Source organism: Rhodopseudomonas palustris (assembly GCF_003591005.1).
GTDB lineage: Bacteria > Pseudomonadota > Alphaproteobacteria > Rhizobiales > Xanthobacteraceae > Rhodopseudomonas > Rhodopseudomonas palustris_K.
Genome location: NZ_QYYD01000009.1, coordinates 89,038 through 109,435 on the forward strand (window position 1 = coordinate 89,038; position 20,398 = coordinate 109,435).

The window sequence follows — 20,398 nt, forward strand, 5'->3', positions numbered from 1 at the left end:
AGCGACGAACAGTCCAGCACCGAACACGAAGCTGGATTGCTTCGCTTCGCTCGCAATGACGTTGGAAGCAAGTGCCTCGATAGTCCGTGGACCGGAGCACTATGGATAGGACACCCGCCCAGACCCTTGCCGATCACTTCTTCTTCGGCATCCATGCCTCCACCGGCCCGCCGGCGTCACGCCAGGCGCCGAACCCGCCGTCGATATGGGCCACCGGCTTGAGGCCCATGTCATGCGCGGTCTTGGCGGCCAGCGCCGAGCGCAGGCCGCCGGCGCAGTAGAACACGAATTTCTTGTCCTGCTGGAAGATCGGTTTGGCGTAAGGGCTTTGCGGATCGATCCAGAATTCCAGCATGCCGCGCGTGCAGGAAAACGATCCGGGGATCTTGCCGTCACGCTCGATCTCGCGCGGATCGCGGATGTCGACGATCACCACGTCCTCGGCGCCCGAATTGTGGAGCGCGATCGCGTCGGCGGTGGTCAGCGTCTCGATCGTGGCGTTGGCCTCGTCGACCATGGCCTTGATGCCGCGGGTGATGGTCTGGGGCATGGTTCTTCCCTGTCAGTTTCTTGTCTTATCGCTGGGTCATCCCGCGGCGCGCGCTTCGCGAGTCCGCAATGACGGCGCAATGCTGCCTCACCGCACCAACTCGCGCATCGCGCCTTCGAGGCCCTCGATCGTGATCGGATACATCCGCTCGGAGAACAGGCGGCGAATGATCGTGGTCGATTCCGAATAGTCCCAATGCCGCTGCGCCACCGGGTTGAGCCACACCGCATGCGGATAGGTGCGCAGCACGCGGTCGAGCCAGACCGAGCCGGCCTCCTCGTTGACGTGCTCGACCGAGCCGCCCGGCACCATGATTTCATATGGGCTCATCGAGGCGTCGCCGACGAACACAACCTTGTAGTCGTGCGGGAACTTGTGCAGCACGTCCCAGGTCGGGGTGCGGTCGGTGAAGCGGCGCTTGTTCTGCTTCCAGACTCCCTCATAGAGGCAGTTGTGGAAGTAGAAGTACTCCATGTGCTTGAACTCGCTCTTCGCCGCCGAGAACAGCTCCTCGACCTGCGCGATATGCGAATCCATCGACCCGCCGATGTCGAAGAACACCAGCACCTTGACGGCGTTGCGCCGCTCCGGCCGCATATGAACGTCAAGATAGCCGTGATTGGCGGTCTCGCGGATCGTGGTGTCGAGATCGAGTTCGTCGGGCGCGCCGGTGCGGGCGAACTTGCGTAGCCGGCGCAGCGCAACCTTGATGTTGCGGATGCCGAGTTCGACATTGCCGTCGAGATCCTTGAACTCGCGCTTGTCCCAGACTTTGACGGCGCGCTGGTGGCGGCTCTTCTCCTGGCCGATCCGCACGCCTTCCGGATTGTAGCCCTCGGCCCCGAACGGCGACGTGCCGGCGGTGCCGATCCATTTGTTGCCGCCCTGATGGCGCTTCTTCTGCTCCTCGAGGCGCTTCTTCAGCGTCTCCATGAGCTTGTCCCAGCCCATCGCCTCGATCTGCTTTTTCTCTTCCTCGGTGAGATACTTCTCGGCCAGCTTCTTCAGCCACTCGGCCGGGATCTCAGCCTTCTCCATCGCGTCGAGGAGGTTTTCCAAGCCCTTGAAGGTGGCCCCGAACACCCGGTCGAACTTGTCGAGGTTGCGCTCGTCTTTGACCAGGGCGGCCCGCGACAAATAGTAAAAATTCTCTACGCTCTGATCCGCGAGGTCGGCGTCGAGCGCCGCCATCAAGGTCAGATATTCGCGGAGAGTGACCGGCACCTGGGCGTCGCGCAGCGACGTGAAGAACTGAAGGAACATGAACGACAGATTGCCCGAGTGGTGCCGGGCGTCAAGGGTACAGGCCGGGCCGCCGGCTGTTGAAAACAGTCGGCGGAACCCGGAATGCCGTCAAACGGAACAATCCGATTATGGGTTGGGTAAGTAAAGCTGTGCAGGTGTGGAGGCGCAGATAACCCGACGCGCCGATGAACGCCCGCAACACCAGATCGCCGAGTTTGACCGGTCGGCTGACGACGCCGATTCTGGTCGTGACCCTTTTCGTGCTCGCCCTGAGCGCCTGCGTTCTCGGCCTCGTTGTCTGGAAAGGCTACGAAGCCCGACAGAACGCCATCGCGCAAAGCGAGACCGAGTTGCGAAATCTGGCACACTCGCTGGCGGAACACGCCTCGCACACGTTTCAGACCATCGACATCGCGATCGACGATGTTGTCACGTCCGTGCGCCAGCAGACCCTTCCTGACCGCCAGAAATTCGATGCCCGGCTGCGCGAAATTGTCGACAAGCTCGATCAGATCAGTGACCTGATGATTCTCGACCGCGACGGCGATCTTCGCTACGCCTCACTGGCATCGCCGCCTTCGTTCAACAACGCAGATCGAGAGTACTTCATTCATCATCGCGACAGCGCGGCCAAGGCACTGCAAATCACCGGGCCGATCCTGTCGCGACATTCAGGGCGGCCGATCATCGCATTGACGCGGCGTATCGACAACGCCGACGGCAGCTTCGGCGGCGTCGTGCTCGCGACCATCGAACGCGACTATTTCACCGCCTTCTACAAAACTCTCGATCTCGGCCGCGACGGGGCGATCACGCTCGCCGCAGACGACGGCAGGGTCATGATCCGCTGGCCGGCCGCAATGGAAGGCAGGGACCTCGCCAATTCCGTGCTGCTCCGCGAATTGCTTCCGCACAGCCCGAAAGGCTACAGCCTGGAGCAGTCCCCGTTCGACGGCCTGGTCAAGTACTACGCCTATGAACGCGTGCAGCGCTATCCACTGGTGGTGACGGTGGCCCGCACCGAAGACTCGGTCTTGGCCCGATGGCGGGAAGGCGTCCGGTCGGATACGGTGGTCGCCACCGCGATGCTCGCCTGTATCGTGCTGTTAGCTGCCGTGCTCGCCGGGCAATTGCGCAACCGCCAGCGTTTCGATGCAATTCTGCGTGAGCGCGACGCCCGCCACCGCCTGATCGACGCCAATATCGCCGACGTCGTCGTGTTACTCGACGACCACGGCGTTGTGAGTTTCGTCTCGGAATCCGCCGAGGGGGTGCTCGGCTTCACTCCCGACGAGATGGTCGGCCGTCCTTGCATGGACATGCTGTATCCGGACGATGTCGCCGGCCTGCGCGCGATGGGCAAGCATCTCGCGAATTCCCGCGACGGGCTGCGGGCCGAATTCCGCATGGAGCGCACCGATGGCACGCTGATCTGGCTGGAGGCGAATTTCCGCTTCACGCGTCAGAACGGCAGACCGGGTAACCATATCGTCTGCACGCTGCGCGACGTCACGCGTCGCAAGGCGGTTGAAGACGAGGTCGATGCGCTGAATTGCCGCCTGACGGAACTGGCCCGGACTGACGGCCTGACGGGTTTGCCGAACCGCCGCGCCCACGAGGAGTTCCTCGAGGCTGCGTTCAAGACCAGTCTTCAGCTGTCGGTGGTGATGATCGACGTCGACTACTTCAAAGGCTTCAACGACTGTCTGGGCCATCAGGCGGGCGACCAGGGTCTAAAACTGATCGGTTCACTGCTGGCAGCCGCGGCCGCCGAATCCGGCGGCCACGCGGCCCGCTATGGCGGCGAGGAATTCGCCATCGTGCTCCCCGGCAGCGATATCGAAGCCGCGATGCGTCTGGCCCAACAAGTTCGCCGCGCGGTTCGTCAGTTGGGCCTCGCAAATCCCGCCTCTCCTGCCGGTTATCTGACCGTCAGCATCGGCGTAGCCAGCCGGACCGCCGCGATGAACGACCCAGCGAAGCTGGTCCGCGACGCCGACATGGCATTGTATCAAGCCAAGCGCAGCGGGCGGAATCGCAGCATCGCGGCGGTCGTCCAGGTAGACGATGCGACTCCGCTGGTTCCGGACGAAGCTCCAGGCCCGACGACGACGACGAGCCCGCGCGGTCAAGTTCCAAACGCCTAGACCCTGCGGGCTGGTTTCCCGTAAAGTCGGCGTGCTGCGGCGCATTGCCCGCATGCTCAGGATCGAGGGGGATCTTCCATGGGTATCGATTCCATCATCATTTGGCTTCTGGTGGGCGCAATCGCCGGCTGGCTGGCAGGCCTATTGGTGCGCGGTGGCGGCTTCGGGCTGATCGGCAATATGGCCGTCGGCATTGTCGGCGCCGTCGTTGCCGGGTGGCTGCTGCCGTTCCTCGGCGTCTCACTCGGCACCGGCATCTTTCGGGCGATCATCAACGCCGCCATCGGCGCAGTGATCGTGCTGGTGCTGCTGGCCATGATCCGCAGAGCCTGATACGCAAGCCCCCGGCGCTGCTCTCGTCAGGTCGCAGCGCCGGGGGCGACCACATCCAGGACCCGACAAGCAAACAATAAACAACAAGAATGGCGCGCGCCGCCTGATCACAGACGAGGCAGAAACGCATGAAGTTCACCGGCACCAAGGACTATGTGGCGACCGACGACCTCAAGGTCGCCGTCAACGCGGCGATCGTGCTCGAACGGCCGCTCTTGGTGAAAGGCGAGCCCGGCACCGGCAAGACCGTCTTGGCCGAGGAAGTCGCGCGAGCGCTCGGCGCCCCGCTGCTGACTTGGCACATCAAGTCCACCACCAAGGCGCAACAGGGCCTGTACGAATACGATGCCGTTTCGCGCCTGCGCGACAGCCAGCTCGGCGATCCGCGCGTCTCGGACATCAAGAACTACATCAAGCGCGGCAAGCTCTGGGATGCCTTCACGCACGCGCAACGTCCGGTGCTGCTGATCGACGAAATCGACAAGGCCGACATCGAATTCCCGAACGACCTGCTGCTCGAACTCGACCGGATGGAATTCCACGTCTACGAGACCGGCGAAACCATCCGCGCCGAGAAGCGGCCGATCGTGGTGATCACTTCGAACAACGAGAAGGAGCTGCCCGACGCCTTCCTGCGCCGTTGCTTCTTCCACTACATCAAGTTCCCCGATGCCGACACGATGCAGGCCATCGTCGACGTGCACTTCCCCGGCATCAAGCAGCGGCTGGTGGCGGAAGCCCTCAAAATCTTCTTCGAAGTCCGCGATGTGCCAGGCTTGAAGAAGAAGCCGTCGACCTCCGAACTGCTCGACTGGTTGAAGCTGCTGCTCAACGAGGAAATGACGCCGGAGCAGCTGAAGGAACGCGACCCGCGCAAACTGATCCCGCCGCTGCACGGCGCGCTCTTGAAGAACGAACAGGACGTTCACCTTTTCGAGCGGCTCGCGTTCCTGAGCCGGCGGGAAGTGTAAGGGCGGCCGTTGCCCCTTGCACGGCGCTGCCCTGCAACACTGACTGCCTCTCGACCCGGCATTCCGGGGCACGCGTAGCGCGAACCCGGAATCCACCGTCGGTGCTCGCTTTATTGCACAGCCGCTCGGCCTTCGTGCCTCACAGTTAGGACGGGGAGTATCGATTCCGGGCCTGCGCTGCTGCGCGGCGCATCCCGGAATGACGAACGAAATGCTTGTTACTTATTCCAGTCCCAGTCATTCCGGGGCGCTTGCGCAGCGGGCGCCCGTCGAGTCCGAATTGGTTTGCGCGGTCGCGTAGCCGTTACGTGCACTGCATCGCGAGCTCGGCCGCGTCCCAGCGCTGCTGTGCGAACGCTTGGCCGCTGAGGAAGTAGTAAAGATAGCCACCGGGCCCCCAATCCACGAAATCCTGGCCGTTGGTATAACTGTCGAGTTGCAGCAGCAGCCGATAGCCGACGAATGGCTCGTCGAGTGCAAAGTCCTCGTCCTGCAGAAGGTCCGGCCAGCCGAGCAGCTTGCTGCCGCTCGCGCCGCTCCATGCCTCGGGCATACCGTAGGTGGTCATTTCGCGGCAAAAGCTCTCATAGACGCCTAGATGCTCCCGGTCGGGGAGGATCGCGGAGATGATGCTGCTGTTCGGATCGGGTAGATCGAACATCGGCCTGAACAGCAGTTCGGCCCGCGCGAGCTGCATCAGGACCTTCAGCGGCGGCTCGGCCGGCACGAGGCCGTCCGTATCAGGCCAATGATACACAGCGCCGCCCTGCCCGGTGAGCAAGCAGCCCATCGCGGTGTCGTGATCAGCGAACAACGACAACAGGCCGCGATGCGGTAATACCTCGGCGCCCGGCAGGCCTTGCACGTCTGCGCAGTTGATCTGACCGATGAACAGCATCGGCTCGCCCGCCGCGACGGGCCAGTCCCACCCGGGCGGCGCATAAGGCATTCCGCCGAGGCGTGAACCGTCCACCGGTGCATCCGGTCGTTCAGCTTGCGGCCATAGACCGATAGCGGGTCGCAAGCAGCGAAGCAGCGCGTCGGTGTGATCGGGCAGGATTTTGCCGAGCCGATGTGCGATCTCCGCCGCCGACAAGGCCGGAGGCGGAGGATTGCGGATCATCCAGAACGCCGGATGCTCCGGCGGCAACGGCGGCACTTGCGCCGGTAGCGGACCGTCCGGCTGCTCCAAGGCCAGCGTGGCGGCCTTGGCCACGGTTGGATCTGCATGTTCGAGCAGCCCTCGTAACGACGCCCCGCCTCGGCTGCGCAGGACCTGCACGATCCTGCCTCGCTGTCGGGCTCTCTCTTGAAAGCGGCGGTTGTAGGCGCCGACGTGCTCGATTTCTTCGTCGCGCGGCAGGCTGTCGAACCATGCGGCGACGAGCGCGGCATCGTCCAATGTTTCGAGATCGGTCATCGCGGCCCCCATGTTGGAGACGCATCGAACGAGCAGACCGCCCAGCAGGCCAAGTCGGGATGTTCCTTTCGACTGTCGGCTCGTTGATGGTATACAAGAATAAGTATCAAACTACCTTTTTAACTGGAACAGACTTGCTGTCCCGCGATTTTGGTATACAATCTGAACTCAGAATAAGAACGACTGTCAGGGAGGCCGTGATGCCTGCTTTTCCGCTCAACGCCTGGTATGCGGCGGCGTGGGACGCCGATATCAAGCACGCGCTGTTGCCGCGCACGATCTGTGGCAAGCACGTCGTGATGTATCGCAAGGCCGACGGCACGGTCGCCGCGCTCGAAGACGCGTGCTGGCACCGGCTGGTGCCGCTATCCAAGGGGCGGCTCGAAGGCGACACCGTGGTCTGCGGCTATCACGGCCTGAAGTACAACCCGCAGGGCCGCTGCACCTACATGCCGTCGCAAGAGACGATCAACCCGTCGGCCTGCGTGCGTAGCTATCCGGTGGTCGAGCGGCATCGCTTCATCTGGCTGTGGATGGGCGACCCGACGCTGGCCGATCCGGCGCTGGTGCCGGACATGCACTGGAACGACGATCCGGCCTGGGCCGGCGACGGCAAGACCATCCACGTCAAATGCGACTGGCGGCTGGTGGTCGACAATCTGATGGACCTCACCCACGAGACTTACGTACACGGCTCCTCGATCGGCAACGAGGCGGTGGCCGAGGCGCCGTTCGACGTCACCCATGGTGATCGCACCGTGACGGTGACGCGTTGGATGCGCGGCATCGAGGCTCCGCCGTTCTGGGCCGCGCAGCTGCGCAAGCCCGGCCTGGTCGACCGCTGGCAGATCATCCGCTTCGAGGCGCCCGGCACGGTGACGATCGACGTCGGCGTCGCTCCTGCGGGAAGTGGTGCGCCGGAAGGCGATCGTTCGCAGGGCGTCAACGGCTTCGTGCTCAACACCATGACGCCGGAGACCGAGACGACCTGCCACTACTTCTGGGCGTTCGTGCGTAACTACCGGCTCACCGAGCAGCGCCTCACCACCGAGATCCGCGACGGCGTCGCCGGCATTTTCGGCGAGGACGAGCTCATTCTCGAAGCGCAGCAGCGCGCGATCAGCGAAAACCCGGACCGCGTCTTCTACAACCTCAACATCGACGCCGGCGCGATGTGGTCGCGCAAGCTGATCGACCGGATGGCAGCGCAGGAAGCCGCACCACGGCTGCAGGCTGCGGAGTAGGCGATGAACGACAAGGTCGCCGACCGCTCGATGTCGCAGACCGTGCGGGCGCAGCTGGCGCTGCGCGACATGGTGCTGTCCGGCCAGCTTCGCGCCGGCGAACGGATCTCCGAACTGCAGGCGGTCGAGATCACCGGGGTGTCGCGCACGCCGGTGCGAATGGCGCTGGTGCGGCTCGAGGACGAAGGCCTGCTGCAGGCGATCCCGTCCGGCGGCTTCATGGTCAAGGCGTTTTCCGAGCGCGACATCCTCGACTCGATCGAGCTGCGCGGCACGATGGAAGGCCTCGCCGCCCGCTTCGCCGCCGAGCGCGGCGCCAGTGCGCGGCAGCTCGAGCCGCTGAAGGAATGTCTCGCCGACATCGATCTGTTGGTGAAGCAGGACCCGATCTCGGTCGAAGCGTTCTCGTCCTACGTGTCCTTGAACGCGCGCTTCCATGCGCTGCTCAACGAACTCTCCGGGAGTGGCCCGGTGATGCGGCAGATCGACCGCGTCGCCGCCCTGCCCTTCGCTTCGCCGAGCGCGTTCGTGATGGCGCAGTCGGCGCTGCCGGAGGCGCATCAGATCCTGATGATCGCGCAGGATCACCACCGCATCGTGGTCGATGCGATCGAGAACCGCGAAGGCGGCCGCGCCGAGGCGGTGATGCGCGAGCACGCGCGGCTCGCGGTGCGCAATCTGCGGCTGGCGCTACGCAACCGCACGCATCTCGATCTGTTGCCGGCGCTGACGCTGGTGACCTCGGCGGCGGACAGATAGGAGCCTCGCATGCGTTTCGCCGAGCACTGGAGCCACGCCACCGTCGTCGCGACGCGCGATCTGTCGTCGACCGTTCGCGAGATCACGCTGAAGCCGGACCTGCCGGCGGCCAATTGGGCGCCGGGCAGCCACATCAGCGTCGCGGTGCTGATCGACGGCCAGCCGGAGCGGCGCAGCTACTCGCTGATCCCGTGTGCGGATGGCCTGCTGCGCATTGCCGTGCGCCTCGCCGACGACAGCCGCGGCGGATCGCGCGCGATGTGGGCGCTGCAGCCGGGCGGCCGCCTGGAGATCACCAACCCGACCTCGCTGTTCGAGATCGACTGGAGCCGGCAGCATTACTGCCTGATCGCCGGCGGCATCGGCGTGACGCCGATGCTCGGCATCGCCGCGGCGCTGGCCCGCAAGGGCGTCGGCCTGTCGATGCACTACGCAGCGAAGTCGCGCGAGGACGCCGCGCTGCATGATGAGTTGAGCGCCTTGCTCGGCGACCGCTTCACCCTTCACGCCAGTTCACAGGGCGCGCGGCTGAACCTCGCGGCCACCTTCGCGGCCTTGCCGACCGATGCGATCGCCGTGGTATGCGGCCCCCTGCGGATGCTCGAGGCTGCCAAGCACGCCTGGGCCGACGCCGGCCGCCTGGCCAGCGATCTCTGCTTCGAGACCTTCGGCTCAAGCGGCCGCTTGCCGACCCGTGAATTCCGCATCCGGATCGAGACCACCGGGCAGGAAATCCTGGTGCCGCGCGATCGCTCGATGCTCGACGTCCTCAACGCCGCCGGCTTCGAGGTGATCTCGGATTGCCAGCGCGGCGAATGCGGCGTCTGCGCGATCGACGTCGCCCGTGTCGACGGCGAGATCGACCACCGCGACGTGTTCTTCAGCGCCGAGCAGAAGCAGCACAACGGCAAGATCTGCCCCTGCGTATCGCGCGCGAATGGAACGGTGACGATCGATACGCTGTACCGGGCGGATGAACTGCCGGGCGTGGCGGCGTAAGCCCTTTACGTTCTGGAACGAAGTAACCCCTCCCCGGGCAGGGCCAGTTCCTTCTCCCCGCGCGCGGGAGAAGGGTGGGATGAGGGGGCGTTTCCACGCAGCCGAGCTGCCCACCCTATTCATCGATATCGTACAAGATATTGAAGGCTCAGGCTCGCGGACGCGCCCCCTCACCCGCCCCGGCTTCGCTTCGCTCTGCCGGGTCGACCTCTCCCCGCGCGCGGGGAGAGGTTAGGACGCGCTTCGATGAATCGAGGCGCTCAGCGCCACCCCTCGTGCACATCCGTCGGCTGGTCGCACACCCATTCGGGGCGCAGCATGACCTGGCAGCCTTTGTCGAACGGCAGCGCGCAGACGCGGCGGTGGTCTTGCATGATCTCGATCGCCCAGGTTTTGGGCACGGTCGGTTGCAGTTGGATCAGCCGTTGGATCACGCCGGCCGCGAACAGCGTCGCGTCGATGTCGTCAGCCAGAGCCGCCCCGTCGTGGCCCGGGCCATCGACGCGGTTGATCGGATCGCAGACATGAAAGCGGTAGAACGGCATCGTCGCAGCATGGCGGAGCCGGCCCGGCCCCGAAATGATGTAAATCAAACCAGCCGAGCTTAGCCGATCACCCTTTGGCTCAGCAAGCAGTTAGCAGTCTGAAAGAGATCACAGGGAACCCGGCTGGCCGACCGCGGCTTCTCCGCCAGCTGATAGTTCAGATGCGCTTTCACGGTCGGCCACTCCGGCGCGATGATCGAGTACACCACCGTGTCACGCAGCGTCCCGTTCGGCGCGATCTGATGGTTACGCAGAATTCCGTCCTGCTTGGCGCCGAGCCGTTCGATACCGCGGCGGGATTGATGATTGAAAAAGTGAGTACGGAACTCCACCGCGATACAGTCCAGCGCCTCGAATGCGTGCCTCAGCAGCAGCAGCTTGCATTGCGTGTTCAGCCCGGTGCGCTGGACGCGCGATGCATACCAGGTCGAGCCGATTTCGACCCTGCGGTTGGCGGCGTCGACATTCATGTAGGTGGTCATGCCGGCGATGCGGCCGTCCGCATCGCGCACCGTCCACGGCAGCATTGCACCTTGCGCCTGCAGCGCCAGGCGGCGCGCGATTTCCGCCTCCATCTTGGCGGGCTCCGGGATGAACGTGTACCACAGCTTCCACAGCTCGCCGTCCTGCACGGCCTCGATCAGCCCGTCGCGGTGAGCCGGCTGCAGAGGCTCCAGCGTCGCGTGCGGTCCGCTGAGGGTGACGGGTTCGAGCCAGGGCATCTGCGCGCTTCCTTGTTGATGAGGCGCTCAACTTAGCCGTCATGGCCGGGCTTGTCCCGGCCATCCACGTCTTTTTCGGCGCATCGCTGCAAGGCGTGGATGCCCGGGACAAGCCCGGGCATGACGAAGCAGTCGTAGTGGCTCGTCGACAACCGCTTACTTGTTCAAGAAATTGAGCGGCAGGCCGCCGCGCGGCCAGTCCATGGCGATGAGTTCGCCCTTGCCGGACAGCGTGATGTAGGCCGTTTTCAGTTCGGGGCCGCCGAATGCGATGTTGGTGGTGACGCGGTCGCCGGTCTCCACCTGCTCGACCAGCGTGCCGTCCGGCGCGATCACCGAGATGCAGCCGGAGACGAGCGTCGCGACGCAGACATTGCCGCCGGCTTCGACCGCCAGCGAATCGAACATCTGATAGCCGCCGAGGCCGGCGATCGGTTTGCCCTTCTCGCCGCGATAGATCACGTCGCGCGGCCTGACCTCGCCCGGCGCAGAGATGTCGTAAGCCCACAACCGCGCCGTCGGGGTTTCGGCCGCGTACATCGTGGTCTCGTCCGGCGACAGGCCGATGCCGTTGAGCGGCAGCGTGCCGAACACCTGCTCGGTGATCTCGCTCATGCCAGGCTTGATGTAGTAAGCCGCGCCGACGTCCATGTCGCGGGCGCGGCGCTTGCCGAGATCGGTGAACCACAGCCCGCCGTGCTTGTCGAAGACGAGGTCGTTCGGCCCCTTCAGCGGATGCTCGCCGCATGTGTCGAACAGCGTTTCCACCGCGCCGCTCTGCAGATCGACGCGCTGGATCGAGCCGCCGATGTATTCGTGCGCGGCCGGCGCGCCCGGCATCATCGTGCCGCGTGACGGAAACCAGCCAAACCCGCCGTTATTGCAGATGTACATCTTGCCGTCCGGCCCGAGCGCGGCGCCGTTCGGGCCGCCCGGAATCTTCGCGACGACTTCCTTGCGGCCGTCGGGCCAGACCCGCGTCAGCTGCTGCGCCCGGATCTCGACCAGCACCACCGAGCCATCGGCCATCACCACCGGGCCTTCAGGGAAAGCGAGATCAGTGGCGAGTACGCGGATGTTGGACATGAATCCTCCCGATGGTTGTTGTTGCCGGGCGGATGCATCCCGCGCCGAGTTGGCCGGGATGTTAGGCATGTCGGCAGGCGAAGCCAAGCAGAGCGCCGTTGCGGAATTCCGTGGAACGGCACGCGCGGTTATTACTTCGCGTCAGTCTTGGCCGGAGGCGCATCCTTGGCCGCATCCTTAGGCGCGGCCTGGGCCGGCGCAGCCGGCTCCGGCTTTTTCGGCGGCGCCTGCAATTGCTCGACGCTCTTCTGCATCGCCGCCAGCGCGGTCTTCAGCGCCTCGATCTGACGGTTGGCCGCATCGAGCTTCTGCTGCTGTTCGAGCCGCGCCTTGTCGAGCGACTTCTTCAGGAAGTCGACATTGCTCTGCAGGCAGCTGGTGCGCCGCTCCATGGTCTTCTCGACGGTGCAGATCTCGATGCCAGGAACGTCCTGCGCCAGCGCCGCGGTGCTGCCGAGCAGCGCCGTCGCCATCGTCCACGCCAGGGCTCTGCAGATCATCGGTCTCTCCATGCTTGATTGCAGGCCAGCAAGCGGCTTTCGCCGAGTGCTGTCAACGCCCGCATGCCGCGGCGGGTTGCCGGACTCGCGGCGTCATGCGAGATTCGCCCGATGCAAGAGATCGCCGCCGAAGAAGAGTGTTTCGTCTATGTGCTCGGCTGCGCCAGCGCGGGCCGCTACCTGACCTATGTCGGCTGGACGCTCGATCTCGACCGCCGGCTCGGACAGCACAACGCCGGCACCGGCGCGCGCTCGACGCGAGGGCGCAGCTGGGTGCTGATCCACAGCGAGCGCTTCACCTGCCGTCAGGACGCGATGAGCCGCGAATGGCACCTCAAGCGCGATCGCGCGTTTAGACGGAGCCTGGTCGCCAAGGCGCGGGCCAAGCAAGCCTGACCTCCTGACCAGCTGTTCCGGTTTGCGACAAGGCTGCCGCCGCATCTTAACATTTGGAACAGCGGCGGAACGAAGCGGGCCCGAATCGGAGCGAATCAGGATGCAGGCTGTCGCCCCCCTCAAGAAGTCGAGGAAATCAGGGTTGCGAGATGTTGGAGATCATGGCGCGGCATCTCCTCTGGAGTGCGAAACGCGGAGAAGTTGTTAACACCGCACGGCTTGCGGCCGCTCTCAGCTTCCCGAGCCTTACTCGCGCCGATCTTCAGCCGCACATCATCGCTGTCCCGCGCTGTGACACTGCTCGCAGCCGATCTTAACGTCTGGAACACGCGAAGAACGAAGCGGCGACGAATCACCGCGAATCAGCAAACAAGCCTGCTGGGCGGCTAGATGTCGGTGAGAGTGGCCGAGCTTCCCACAACACCTGCTCGCCACTACGCGCAACGTGGCGGCCAATCTCGCTCCAAACGTTAACGCGGCGTCAGGCCGCGCCTTTCGTCAGGCTCAGCACCTTAGCTCGATGCGCCACCGCCTGCTTGGCGGCGGCGGTGTGGGTGAACATCTCCAGCTCGGTCTCGTCGCCGTCCGTCACCGGCGTCAGTGCTGCGTCCATGTAGTCGTAGCGCTTGGGATCGCGCGCCACCCGGTAGGCGACCTTGCTAAGCCCCCACGCCGTCGACAGGATCACGCCGGTCTTGCGCACGAGCTCCAGCGCCAGTCGCGGCCAGAACAGCAGCGCGCTCTCGCGCGGCAGGCCGGGCCGCCGCTCGCTCGGATGCCGCAGCCGGAAGATGCCGCTCTGCAGCGGATGGACGTTCTCCAGCGACACCGCCAGCGAGAAAGTCAGCAGCAGCTTCACCATGCTGTCCATCTTGATACCGGTCTTGCCGGCACGGCGCAGCAGCGTCTCGATGTGTGCCGGCTCGTAGTAGTGCCGCCAGACCTGCTGATAGATGGCTTCCCACTGCTGCTGCGACATTTTCGGATGCGCGGTGCAGACGTGTTCGATGTCGTATTTGTTGAGATCGGCATCCATCGCGATCCCGGCCTTCCACAGCTTCTGATGATCTTCCGAGCCTGGCAGCGGCGTCAGGCAGAAGAACTCCAGGATGTCGATCGGCAGTTCGCGCTTGATGATGTCGATGTCGGCCAGAATGCTTTCGGGCGTATCGGCCGGGAAGCCGAGAATATAACCGGCCAGCGTGATGATGCCCTGCGCCTTCCAGGCGAGCAGCATCGCGCGATATTCGGTGATCTTGTTCTGCCGCTTGTTGGCGGCGAGCAGCGTCTCGGGGTTGATGCTCTCGAGCCCGAGAAAAACGCGGGTGACGCCGGCACGTTTGCATTTCTCGATGAAGTTGGGGATCTTGTGACACAGCGTGTCGACCTGGATCAGCAGGCCGAGCGGGATGCCCTGCTCTTCCTTCAGCCAGATCAGCCGATCGAGGATCGCTTCCCAATCCTTGTTGCGCGCGAAGTTGTCGTCGGTGATGAAGAACTTCGAAACGCCCTGCTGCCAGTTGGCGCGGACCAGCGCTTCGACATCGTCCGGCGAGCGATAGCGCGACTTGCGGCCCTGGACGTTGATGATGGTGCAGAACGAGCACTGATACGGGCAGCCGCGACCGGCATCGAATGAGGTCGACAGCCCGAGCGTGCGCTTGACGTTGGCGAGCGGCAGATACGGCACCGGCGTGCCTTCGATGCCGGGCAGATCGTCGAGATAGTTGTAGACCGGCTGCAATTTGCCGCTGGCCGCATCGCGCAGCAACGCATCGATCCGCCCCTCGGCCTCGCCGGCGAAGATCGATACGCCAAGGTCGCGGCAGGCGTCGAGATCGACCGCTTTGCCGTCGAGCATCGACAGGCACCCCGACACATGAAAGCCGCCGATCGCGACCGGGATGTTGGCCGCGCGGAACGGCCGCGCAATGTCGAGCGCGCGCGGATACTGGTTCGACTGCACGCCGATCAGTCCGACCATGCCGAAATTGCCGTTGGCGGCGAACCGCTTGAGTAATTTGGGGATGTCGATCCGGGTGTTGAACTCGTCCATCGCTTCGATGTCGATCTCGACATCAGGACCGAGCACCTGCCGGGCCGCGCTGTCCTGCGCGATGCCGTAGACGCTCGCCAGCGAGTTGGAGGGGATGGTGGCGCGCCACCAACGGATCACATAGCCATCGTCGCCATAATGCGACGGCTTGATCAGCAGCAATTGGAAGCGGCGCTTCTGGCGGTTCTCGGCAATCGACACCAGCCATCCCCTGCGATCGAAGTGATCAACGCAGACCGGTCGGACTGCGTAGCAGCAAGTTCGTTGGGAATGCTGACGAGAACCACGCGCGGCCGCAAGTGTAATCAGCCGGCTCAGGCGCAGACGGTCGATCCGCCCGCCCGATCGTTGCGAAAATGCCGCATCTTTTCGGTCAAAACAGACCGAAATCGTCATTGCGTCGTCATCGGCGCGGCCCGTACCGGCGATGGTCCGAGCTGGGCGCCCGACGCTCTCAGCTTCGCGGCCGAACGAAGGGCTCGACCGGACCGTGGACCTTGATGGCGAGCTGATTGCCGAAGCGGTCCTTGGCGTTGCCGGCGGCGACGCGGATCCAGCCCTCGCTGACGCAGTATTCGATGACGTTGGTCTTTTCCTGGCCCTTGAAGCGGATGCCGACGTCGAGCGCCAGCACGGCTTCATTGTAGTACGGGCTGGATTCCTCGACCGAGAGGCGGTCGGGCAGTTCGATGTTCTCAGTCGGATCGGTCATAGCAACGTCTCGATGTCTTTGCCGAGCGACTCCGGCGTGGTCGTCGGCGCGTGACGCGATACCACATGGCCGCTTCGGTCGACCAGAAATTTGGTGAAATTCCACTTGATGCCGGCGCCGAGCAGGCCGCCCTTCTCACCCTTCAGGAAAGTGTACAGCGGATGCGCCTGCGCGCCGTTGACGTCGATCTTGGCGAACATCGGAAAGCTGACGCCGTAGTTGCGCGAGCAGAACTGCGCGATCTCAGCATCGTCGCCCGGCTCCTGCGCGCCGAACTGATTGCAGGGAAAGCCCAGCACAGAAAAGCCGCGTCCGCCGTAGCGCTGCTGCAGCGCCTCCAGCCCCTTGTATTGCGGGGTGAAGCCGCAGGCGCTGGCGGTGTTGACGATCAGCAGCACCTGCCCCTCGAACTGCTTCAGCGAAATATCCTCGCCGCCCAGCGTCTTCGCAGAGAAGTCATAGATCGAGGTCATCGCCGCTCGCCCTTCGCGCTTACTGCACCGGATCGATCGGCGACGGCGGCGTGCCGCCTGCTTCGATCGCCTCGCCGGCGAGCAGGCACAGATCCTCGCGATAACGCCCGGCCACGAGCTGCACGCCGACCGGGACGCGCCCGACCAGACCGGTCGACACTGTCAGTCCGGGCAGCCCGACGAACGGAATGCCGACTTGCGGCATCTGCGCGGCCCAGACTCGCTTGAAGGAAGACTCGTCCTTCAAATCCAACCGCTGTGGGAACGGTAGTTCGCCCGACACCGGCATCAGCAGCACCGCGTAGCGCTGGAAGAACATCTCCCAGTCGCGGGTCAGCGTCGCACGGCGGACCAGCAGGCGCGACAGCGTTGCCGCGTCGGTGATCTCGCGGGTTTGGTTGCCATTGAGGCAGGCGAGCGCGCCCTCGTCGCCTTCGCGCTCTGCGGCGTCGAGCATCGCCCGGTAGCCGTCGCCGAGCCAGAACTGCGCCTGCAGCTCGGCGGCTTCGCGCAGCGGCGGCGTAGTCTCAATCAATTCAACCGTCCAGCCAGCCGCTTCGAGCCGCCGCCCGGCATCCAGCACCGCGTCGCGAACCTCCGGCACCACCGCGAGATCGTCCGGCGCGACGCACAGCGCCGCGCGCTTGTCGCGGGGCGGGCCCTGCAGGGGCGCCGGCACCCACCATGGATCGCGCGCATCGGGCTGCGACAATGCCGCGAGCGCGAGCCGCAGATCGGCGATGGTCCGCGCCAGGGGCCCGGATACCGCGCTGATCTGCGGGCAGATCGCACGCTCCGGTGACGAGGCGTTAAAGGCGGCGATGCGGCCGAGCGTCGGCCGCAGCCCATGCACGCCGCAGGCATAGGCCGGATAGCGCACCGAGCCGGCGATGTCGGTGCCGTGGGCGAGATGGCCGATGCCGGCGGCCAGCGCGGCGCCTGCGCCGCCGGATGATCCGCCGGGCGTGATCGACGGGTCGCGCGGGTTGAGGGTCTCGCCGTGCAGCTTGTTGGCCGTGAACCAGCGGAAGGAAAACGCCGGAGTGTTGGTGCGGCCGACAATCACCGCGCCGGCCTTCAGCAGATTGTCGACCACCGGATTGTTCGAAGCCGCGATCAGGTCGCGCTGCAGCGTGACGCCGTTGGTGGTGGCGAAGCCTTGCTGATCGACATTAACCTTGACGGTGACCGGCACGCCGGCGAGCGGCCCGACCTCATCGCCGCGCGTCAGCGCCGCATCGACGACATCGGCCCGCGCCAGCGCCTCCGCAGGACGATGATCGATCACCGCATTGATGGCAGGGTTGACGGCATCGAGCCGATCCAGCGCCGCCTGGGTCGCTTCGCGGGCGGAGAGCTTGCGGGCGCTGATCAGCGCGGCCAGTTCGGTAGCGGACAGTCGCCAGATGTCTTGCATATTACCCCCGATCGACACTGACGTGATAACGCGGGCATCGGCCCTGCGCCACCGCCAAATCGGGCCGCGTCAGTGCCGGTTCCGGGGGATCGCCGGCATGTCGATCAAGGCTTCGCTGAAGGGAAAATCGAGCACGACCTCGCCGTGCTCGTCCGTCACCTCGAGACTGGCGCGGATCAGATCGACCTGCGCAGCCTCGGTCTTGACGATCTCGCGAATGGTGGCGCGCGCCACTTCCCAGGCGTGATCTGCGTCCCGGAGAATTTCGCCTTCGGGATCTGGGATCAGCTCCGCGCCGATCCTGGTATTGAAATAATACTTTGGCATCCAACCTTCCGTACGTGCTTTGGTGGAAAGTGAGGGCGCGGACGGCGATCCGCAACCCTGTCCGCCGCATGGCGCCTGCCCGCGCGAGTGCCTTGCCGAGCTCGCGTTCCGCCGCATTTGGCTGTAACCAGACCCAATGGCCCCCGAAGCAGAACGCGAGCTCCGCCCCGCCACCACCACCCCCGCGGCGCCGCTGACGTCGCGGATGCTCGACGTTGGCGACGGCCACGAGGTGTACGTCGAAACCAGTGGCAATCCCGACGGTGTTGCGGCGGCGTATCTGCATGGTGGCCCCGGCAGTGGCTGCCAGCCCGATCATCGCCGCCTGTTTGACGCGCGACGCTTTCACGCGATCTTGTTCGATCAACGCGGCGCCGGCCGCAGCCGGCCCAAGGGCGGCCGCGAGGCGAACACGTTGCCGCATCTGATCGCCGACATGGAAACGATCAGGACGACGCTCGGCATCGAGCGCTGGCTGGTGGTCGGCGGCTCATGGGGCGCGACGCTGGCGCTTGCCTATGCGCAGGCGCATCCGGACCGCGTCAGCGGCATCGTGCTGCGGGCGACGTTTCTCGGTACCCGCGCTGAACTGGAGGCCGCCTTTCTCGAGGCTCTGCCGACCTTCTATCCCGAGCTTCACGCCGACTTCCTGGCGCGACTTCCCGCGCATGAACGTGCGACACCGCTCGATGCATATTGGCGGCGCATTCTCGATCCCGATCCGGTGATACACGCTCCCGCAGTGCGCGGCTGGGGCGAGACCGAGGCGATCCTGTCGCAGATCGCACCGAAGCGGACGCGGCTCGAGCCGTTGAAAGCCGGTGATACAAGGCCGCTTCCCACGACTCCCTGCATGGAGGCGCACTATTTCGTGCACGACTGCTTCATGAGGCCGGATCAATTGATGACGGAGGCGGCCAAACTCGCCGGAATTCCCGGCATCATCGTGCAGGGCCGCTACGATCTGCTGTGCCCACCCGCGACAGCGCATCGGCTGAGCGCGGCGTGGCCGGGCAGCGAGGTCCGCACCATCGATGCCGCCGGCCATTTGCTGTACGACCCGGGCATTCGTGATGCGGTGATCGCTGCGATCAACGACGTCGCCGATCGCAGCGAACGCGCGCGCTGATCCTCAGCCGCGATAGATCGGCGCGCCTGCCGGCAGACCGGTGGCGCCGCCGTCGACGAAGATCTCGACGCCTTGAATATGCGCGGCATCGTCGGAGGCAAGAAACAGCACCGTCCTGGCGATATGCTCCGGCTCGGCGATGCGGCCGAGCGGCGTCGCGGCGGCAATGCGGCCCTCGAGCACGGCCATCGCCGCATCGGTCGGCGCGGCGCCCTTCCAGATCGGCGTGCGAGCGGCCCCCGGCGCAACGACGTTGACGCGGATGTTACGCGGCGACAGTTCGGACGCCATCACCCGCGCCATGCCGCGCAGCCCGGCTTTGCTGGCCGCATAGGCCGCGTAGCCGGGATTGCCGAGCACCGAAATCACCGAACCATTGAGGATGATCGAGGCGCCGTCGTTGAGGTGCGGCAGCGCCGCCTGCACGGTGAAAAACGGTGCGGTCAGATTGGTGCGGATCACCTGTTCGAACGCGTCGGGCGTGGTTGCGCCGAGCGGCGTCGAACCCGGGATGCCGGCATTGGCGAACACGATGTCGAGCTTGCCGAATTTCTCCGCCGCCTGTGCCGCAGCGCGCTCCAGCGCGGCCACATCGTTGACGTCCGCCTCGACCGCGAGCGCCGCGTTTCCCAGCTCGCCCGCAGCGGCCTTCAGTCGCCCGGCATCGCGCCCGGTGATCGTCACCTTAGCGCCTTCGGCGACGAACAGCTTCGCCGTCGCCAGCCCGATGCCGCTATTGCCGCCCGTGATCAGTGCCGTCTTGCCCGCCAGCCTCATGGTCGCTTCTCTCTAGTTGCATGATGAAACTAATTGCGATGTACCGCAGTAGTTTTATATTGCAACCACACAAGCGCGTGATCGGCAGGTGGCGACGATGGTGAAGCGGACGAGTTTTGAGCACGACCCCTGCCCGGTGGCCCGCGCCCTGGATGCGTTCGGCGACGGCTGGTCGCTGCTCATCATCCGGGAGGCCCTGCTGGGCGTTCGGCGGTTCAGCGAATTCCAGGCTCGGCTTGGAATGGCGAAGAATATCCTCGCCAGCCGGCTACGCGCGCTCGTCGAGCACGGCATTCTGGAGATCGTTCCGGCATCGGACGGCAGCGCGTATCACGCCTATCGGCTGACCCCCAAAGGACGCGGCGCCTTCCCCATCCTGGTCGCGCTGCGGCAGTGGAGCGAAGAGTTCGACGCCCATCCGGACGAAATCGCTACGGTGCTGGTGGATCGCGACGGCGGCCGCCCGGTGCGAAAGCTCGAACTCCACGCCGAGGATGGCCGGTTGCTCGCCCCCGGCGACACCACATTGCAGCCGCGATCGGTACGAAAGACGAAGAAGACAGGCGCGCGCCTGTCGTCGCATTGAACGC

At 65.0% G+C, this 20,398-nt stretch carries 22 protein-coding genes; 9 read left to right on the forward strand and 13 right to left on the reverse strand.

From position 1 onward, the window contains the following. Positions 1-133: 133 nt before the first annotated feature. Entirely contained in the window at positions 134-550 is a 417-nt protein-coding gene (locus tag D4Q52_RS10555) for a rhodanese-like domain-containing protein (protein WP_119856513.1), read from the reverse strand. A gap of 87 nt (positions 551-637) precedes the next feature. Beyond that, positions 638-1,813 (reverse strand): vWA domain-containing protein, encoded by a 1,176-nt coding sequence (locus tag D4Q52_RS10560; protein ID WP_119856514.1) that lies wholly within the window; start codon positions 1,811-1,813, stop codon positions 638-640. Between the two features lie 167 nt (positions 1,814-1,980). Here D4Q52_RS10560 and D4Q52_RS10565 point away from each other — a divergent pair, with 167 nt between their 5' ends. The 3 genes from D4Q52_RS10565 (at position 1,981) to D4Q52_RS10575 (ending at position 5,246) form a co-directional block, all read left to right on the forward strand. After that, positions 1,981-3,942 (forward strand): diguanylate cyclase, encoded by a 1,962-nt coding sequence (locus D4Q52_RS10565; protein WP_119856515.1) that lies wholly within the window; start codon positions 1,981-1,983, stop codon positions 3,940-3,942. Between the two features lie 78 nt (positions 3,943-4,020). Further along, a complete protein-coding gene (locus D4Q52_RS10570; protein WP_119856516.1) occupies positions 4,021-4,275 on the forward strand; it encodes a GlsB/YeaQ/YmgE family stress response membrane protein in 255 nt (84 codons plus the stop codon). A 128-nt stretch (positions 4,276-4,403) separates the two neighbouring features. Continuing rightward, entirely contained in the window at positions 4,404-5,246 is an 843-nt protein-coding gene (locus D4Q52_RS10575; RefSeq protein WP_119856517.1) for an AAA family ATPase, read from the forward strand. 304 nt (positions 5,247-5,550) lie between these two features. Here the strand turns inward: D4Q52_RS10575 and D4Q52_RS10580 are convergent, their stop codons facing one another. Next, positions 5,551-6,666, reverse strand: coding sequence for a YwqG family protein (locus D4Q52_RS10580; RefSeq protein WP_119856616.1), 1,116 nt, complete (start codon positions 6,664-6,666; stop codon positions 5,551-5,553). Between the two features lie 200 nt (positions 6,667-6,866). Here D4Q52_RS10580 and D4Q52_RS10585 point away from each other — a divergent pair, with 200 nt between their 5' ends. From D4Q52_RS10585 to D4Q52_RS10595, 3 genes are read left to right on the forward strand one after another with little or no spacing between them, the layout of a single operon-like run. Beyond that, on the forward strand, positions 6,867-7,910 hold the full coding sequence (locus D4Q52_RS10585; RefSeq protein ID WP_119856518.1) for an aromatic ring-hydroxylating dioxygenase subunit alpha: 1,044 nt from the start codon (positions 6,867-6,869) through the stop codon (positions 7,908-7,910). Positions 7,911-7,913: 3 nt separating this feature from the next. Further along, entirely contained in the window at positions 7,914-8,669 is a 756-nt protein-coding gene (locus D4Q52_RS10590) for a GntR family transcriptional regulator (RefSeq protein ID WP_119856519.1), read from the forward strand. A gap of 9 nt (positions 8,670-8,678) precedes the next feature. Then, a complete protein-coding gene (locus D4Q52_RS10595; protein ID WP_119856520.1) occupies positions 8,679-9,668 on the forward strand; it encodes a PDR/VanB family oxidoreductase in 990 nt (329 codons plus the stop codon). A gap of 260 nt (positions 9,669-9,928) precedes the next feature. Here the strand turns inward: D4Q52_RS10595 and D4Q52_RS10600 are convergent, their stop codons facing one another. From D4Q52_RS10600 to D4Q52_RS10615, 4 genes are all read right to left on the reverse strand, one after another. Then, positions 9,929-10,213, reverse strand: coding sequence for a hypothetical protein (locus D4Q52_RS10600; protein WP_119856617.1), 285 nt, complete (start codon positions 10,211-10,213; stop codon positions 9,929-9,931). Positions 10,214-10,272: 59 nt separating this feature from the next. Then, positions 10,273-10,935 carry a GNAT family N-acetyltransferase gene (locus tag D4Q52_RS10605; protein ID WP_234831144.1) on the reverse strand — a complete coding sequence of 221 codons (663 nt, stop codon included), beginning with the start codon at positions 10,933-10,935 and terminating at the stop codon, positions 10,273-10,275. Between the two features lie 156 nt (positions 10,936-11,091). After that, positions 11,092-12,021 carry an SMP-30/gluconolactonase/LRE family protein gene (locus D4Q52_RS10610; protein ID WP_119856521.1) on the reverse strand — a complete coding sequence of 310 codons (930 nt, stop codon included), beginning with the start codon at positions 12,019-12,021 and terminating at the stop codon, positions 11,092-11,094. Between the two features lie 131 nt (positions 12,022-12,152). After that, the gene (locus D4Q52_RS10615) at positions 12,153-12,521 is read right to left on the reverse strand and encodes a hypothetical protein (protein ID WP_119856522.1); all 369 of its coding nucleotides are present in this window, start codon (positions 12,519-12,521) and stop codon (positions 12,153-12,155) included. A gap of 111 nt (positions 12,522-12,632) precedes the next feature. Between D4Q52_RS10615 and D4Q52_RS10620 the strand changes: the two genes are divergently transcribed. Further along, positions 12,633-12,917, forward strand: coding sequence for a GIY-YIG nuclease family protein (locus D4Q52_RS10620; RefSeq protein ID WP_119856618.1), 285 nt, complete (start codon positions 12,633-12,635; stop codon positions 12,915-12,917). Positions 12,918-13,398: 481 nt separating this feature from the next. On the opposite strand, the gene D4Q52_RS10625 is transcribed toward D4Q52_RS10620, so the two are convergent. The 5 genes from D4Q52_RS10625 to D4Q52_RS10645 form a co-directional block, all read right to left on the reverse strand. Further along, positions 13,399-15,174, reverse strand: a complete 1,776-nt coding sequence (locus D4Q52_RS10625) for a B12-binding domain-containing radical SAM protein (RefSeq protein ID WP_119856523.1) — start codon at positions 15,172-15,174, stop codon at positions 13,399-13,401. Positions 15,175-15,427: 253 nt separating this feature from the next. Further along, positions 15,428-15,685 carry a DUF3297 family protein gene (locus D4Q52_RS10630; protein ID WP_119856524.1) on the reverse strand — a complete coding sequence of 86 codons (258 nt, stop codon included), beginning with the start codon at positions 15,683-15,685 and terminating at the stop codon, positions 15,428-15,430. Next, positions 15,682-16,158 (reverse strand): glutathione peroxidase, encoded by a 477-nt coding sequence (locus D4Q52_RS10635; protein WP_119856525.1) that lies wholly within the window; start codon positions 16,156-16,158, stop codon positions 15,682-15,684. The genes D4Q52_RS10630 and D4Q52_RS10635 overlap by 4 nt, the downstream gene beginning before the upstream one ends. Positions 16,159-16,177: 19 nt before the next feature. Further along, on the reverse strand, positions 16,178-17,575 hold the full coding sequence (locus D4Q52_RS10640) for an amidase family protein (RefSeq protein ID WP_119856526.1): 1,398 nt from the start codon (positions 17,573-17,575) through the stop codon (positions 16,178-16,180). 69 nt (positions 17,576-17,644) lie between these two features. Beyond that, the gene (locus tag D4Q52_RS10645; RefSeq protein ID WP_119856527.1) at positions 17,645-17,902 is read right to left on the reverse strand and encodes a DUF6894 family protein; all 258 of its coding nucleotides are present in this window, start codon (positions 17,900-17,902) and stop codon (positions 17,645-17,647) included. Between the two features lie 136 nt (positions 17,903-18,038). Between D4Q52_RS10645 and pip the strand changes: the two genes are divergently transcribed. Beyond that, entirely contained in the window at positions 18,039-19,031 is a 993-nt protein-coding gene (gene pip / locus D4Q52_RS10650; protein ID WP_119856528.1) for a prolyl aminopeptidase, read from the forward strand. 3 nt (positions 19,032-19,034) lie between these two features. Here pip and D4Q52_RS10655 read toward each other — a convergent pair whose 3' ends face one another. Then, entirely contained in the window at positions 19,035-19,808 is a 774-nt protein-coding gene (locus D4Q52_RS10655) for an SDR family NAD(P)-dependent oxidoreductase (RefSeq protein ID WP_119856529.1), read from the reverse strand. A 97-nt stretch (positions 19,809-19,905) separates the two neighbouring features. On the opposite strand from D4Q52_RS10655, the gene D4Q52_RS10660 reads away from it, so the two are divergent. Then, positions 19,906-20,394 carry a winged helix-turn-helix transcriptional regulator gene (locus D4Q52_RS10660; protein ID WP_119856530.1) on the forward strand — a complete coding sequence of 163 codons (489 nt, stop codon included), beginning with the start codon at positions 19,906-19,908 and terminating at the stop codon, positions 20,392-20,394. Positions 20,395-20,398: the final 4 nt, after the last annotated feature.

Excerpts from the sequence above, each read along its gene's own strand:
- D4Q52_RS10555 (WP_119856513.1), bottom strand. The coding sequence starts at position 550 with ATGCCCCAGACCATCACCCGCGGCATCAAGGCCATGGTCGACGAGGCC.
- D4Q52_RS10560 (WP_119856514.1), bottom strand. The coding sequence starts at position 1,813 with ATGTTCCTTCAGTTCTTCACGTCGCTGCGCGACGCCCAGGTGCCGGTC.
- D4Q52_RS10565 (WP_119856515.1), top strand. The coding sequence starts at position 1,981 with ATGAACGCCCGCAACACCAGATCGCCGAGTTTGACCGGTCGGCTGACG.
- D4Q52_RS10570 (WP_119856516.1), top strand. The coding sequence starts at position 4,021 with ATGGGTATCGATTCCATCATCATTTGGCTTCTGGTGGGCGCAATCGCC.
- D4Q52_RS10575 (WP_119856517.1), top strand. The coding sequence starts at position 4,404 with ATGAAGTTCACCGGCACCAAGGACTATGTGGCGACCGACGACCTCAAG.
- D4Q52_RS10580 (WP_119856616.1), bottom strand. The coding sequence starts at position 6,666 with ATGACCGATCTCGAAACATTGGACGATGCCGCGCTCGTCGCCGCATGG.
- D4Q52_RS10585 (WP_119856518.1), top strand. The coding sequence starts at position 6,867 with ATGCCTGCTTTTCCGCTCAACGCCTGGTATGCGGCGGCGTGGGACGCC.
- D4Q52_RS10590 (WP_119856519.1), top strand. The coding sequence starts at position 7,914 with ATGAACGACAAGGTCGCCGACCGCTCGATGTCGCAGACCGTGCGGGCG.
- D4Q52_RS10595 (WP_119856520.1), top strand. The coding sequence starts at position 8,679 with ATGCGTTTCGCCGAGCACTGGAGCCACGCCACCGTCGTCGCGACGCGC.
- D4Q52_RS10600 (WP_119856617.1), bottom strand. The coding sequence starts at position 10,213 with ATGCCGTTCTACCGCTTTCATGTCTGCGATCCGATCAACCGCGTCGAT.
- D4Q52_RS10605 (WP_234831144.1), bottom strand. The coding sequence starts at position 10,935 with ATGCCCTGGCTCGAACCCGTCACCCTCAGCGGACCGCACGCGACGCTG.
- D4Q52_RS10610 (WP_119856521.1), bottom strand. The coding sequence starts at position 12,021 with ATGTCCAACATCCGCGTACTCGCCACTGATCTCGCTTTCCCTGAAGGC.
- D4Q52_RS10615 (WP_119856522.1), bottom strand. The coding sequence starts at position 12,521 with ATGATCTGCAGAGCCCTGGCGTGGACGATGGCGACGGCGCTGCTCGGC.
- D4Q52_RS10620 (WP_119856618.1), top strand. The coding sequence starts at position 12,633 with ATGCAAGAGATCGCCGCCGAAGAAGAGTGTTTCGTCTATGTGCTCGGC.
- D4Q52_RS10630 (WP_119856524.1), bottom strand. The coding sequence starts at position 15,685 with ATGACCGATCCGACTGAGAACATCGAACTGCCCGACCGCCTCTCGGTC.
- D4Q52_RS10635 (WP_119856525.1), bottom strand. The coding sequence starts at position 16,158 with ATGACCTCGATCTATGACTTCTCTGCGAAGACGCTGGGCGGCGAGGAT.
- D4Q52_RS10640 (WP_119856526.1), bottom strand. The coding sequence starts at position 17,575 with ATGCAAGACATCTGGCGACTGTCCGCTACCGAACTGGCCGCGCTGATC.
- D4Q52_RS10645 (WP_119856527.1), bottom strand. The coding sequence starts at position 17,902 with ATGCCAAAGTATTATTTCAATACCAGGATCGGCGCGGAGCTGATCCCA.
- pip (WP_119856528.1), top strand. The coding sequence starts at position 18,039 with ATGGCCCCCGAAGCAGAACGCGAGCTCCGCCCCGCCACCACCACCCCC.
- D4Q52_RS10655 (WP_119856529.1), bottom strand. The coding sequence starts at position 19,808 with ATGAGGCTGGCGGGCAAGACGGCACTGATCACGGGCGGCAATAGCGGC.
- D4Q52_RS10660 (WP_119856530.1), top strand. The coding sequence starts at position 19,906 with ATGGTGAAGCGGACGAGTTTTGAGCACGACCCCTGCCCGGTGGCCCGC.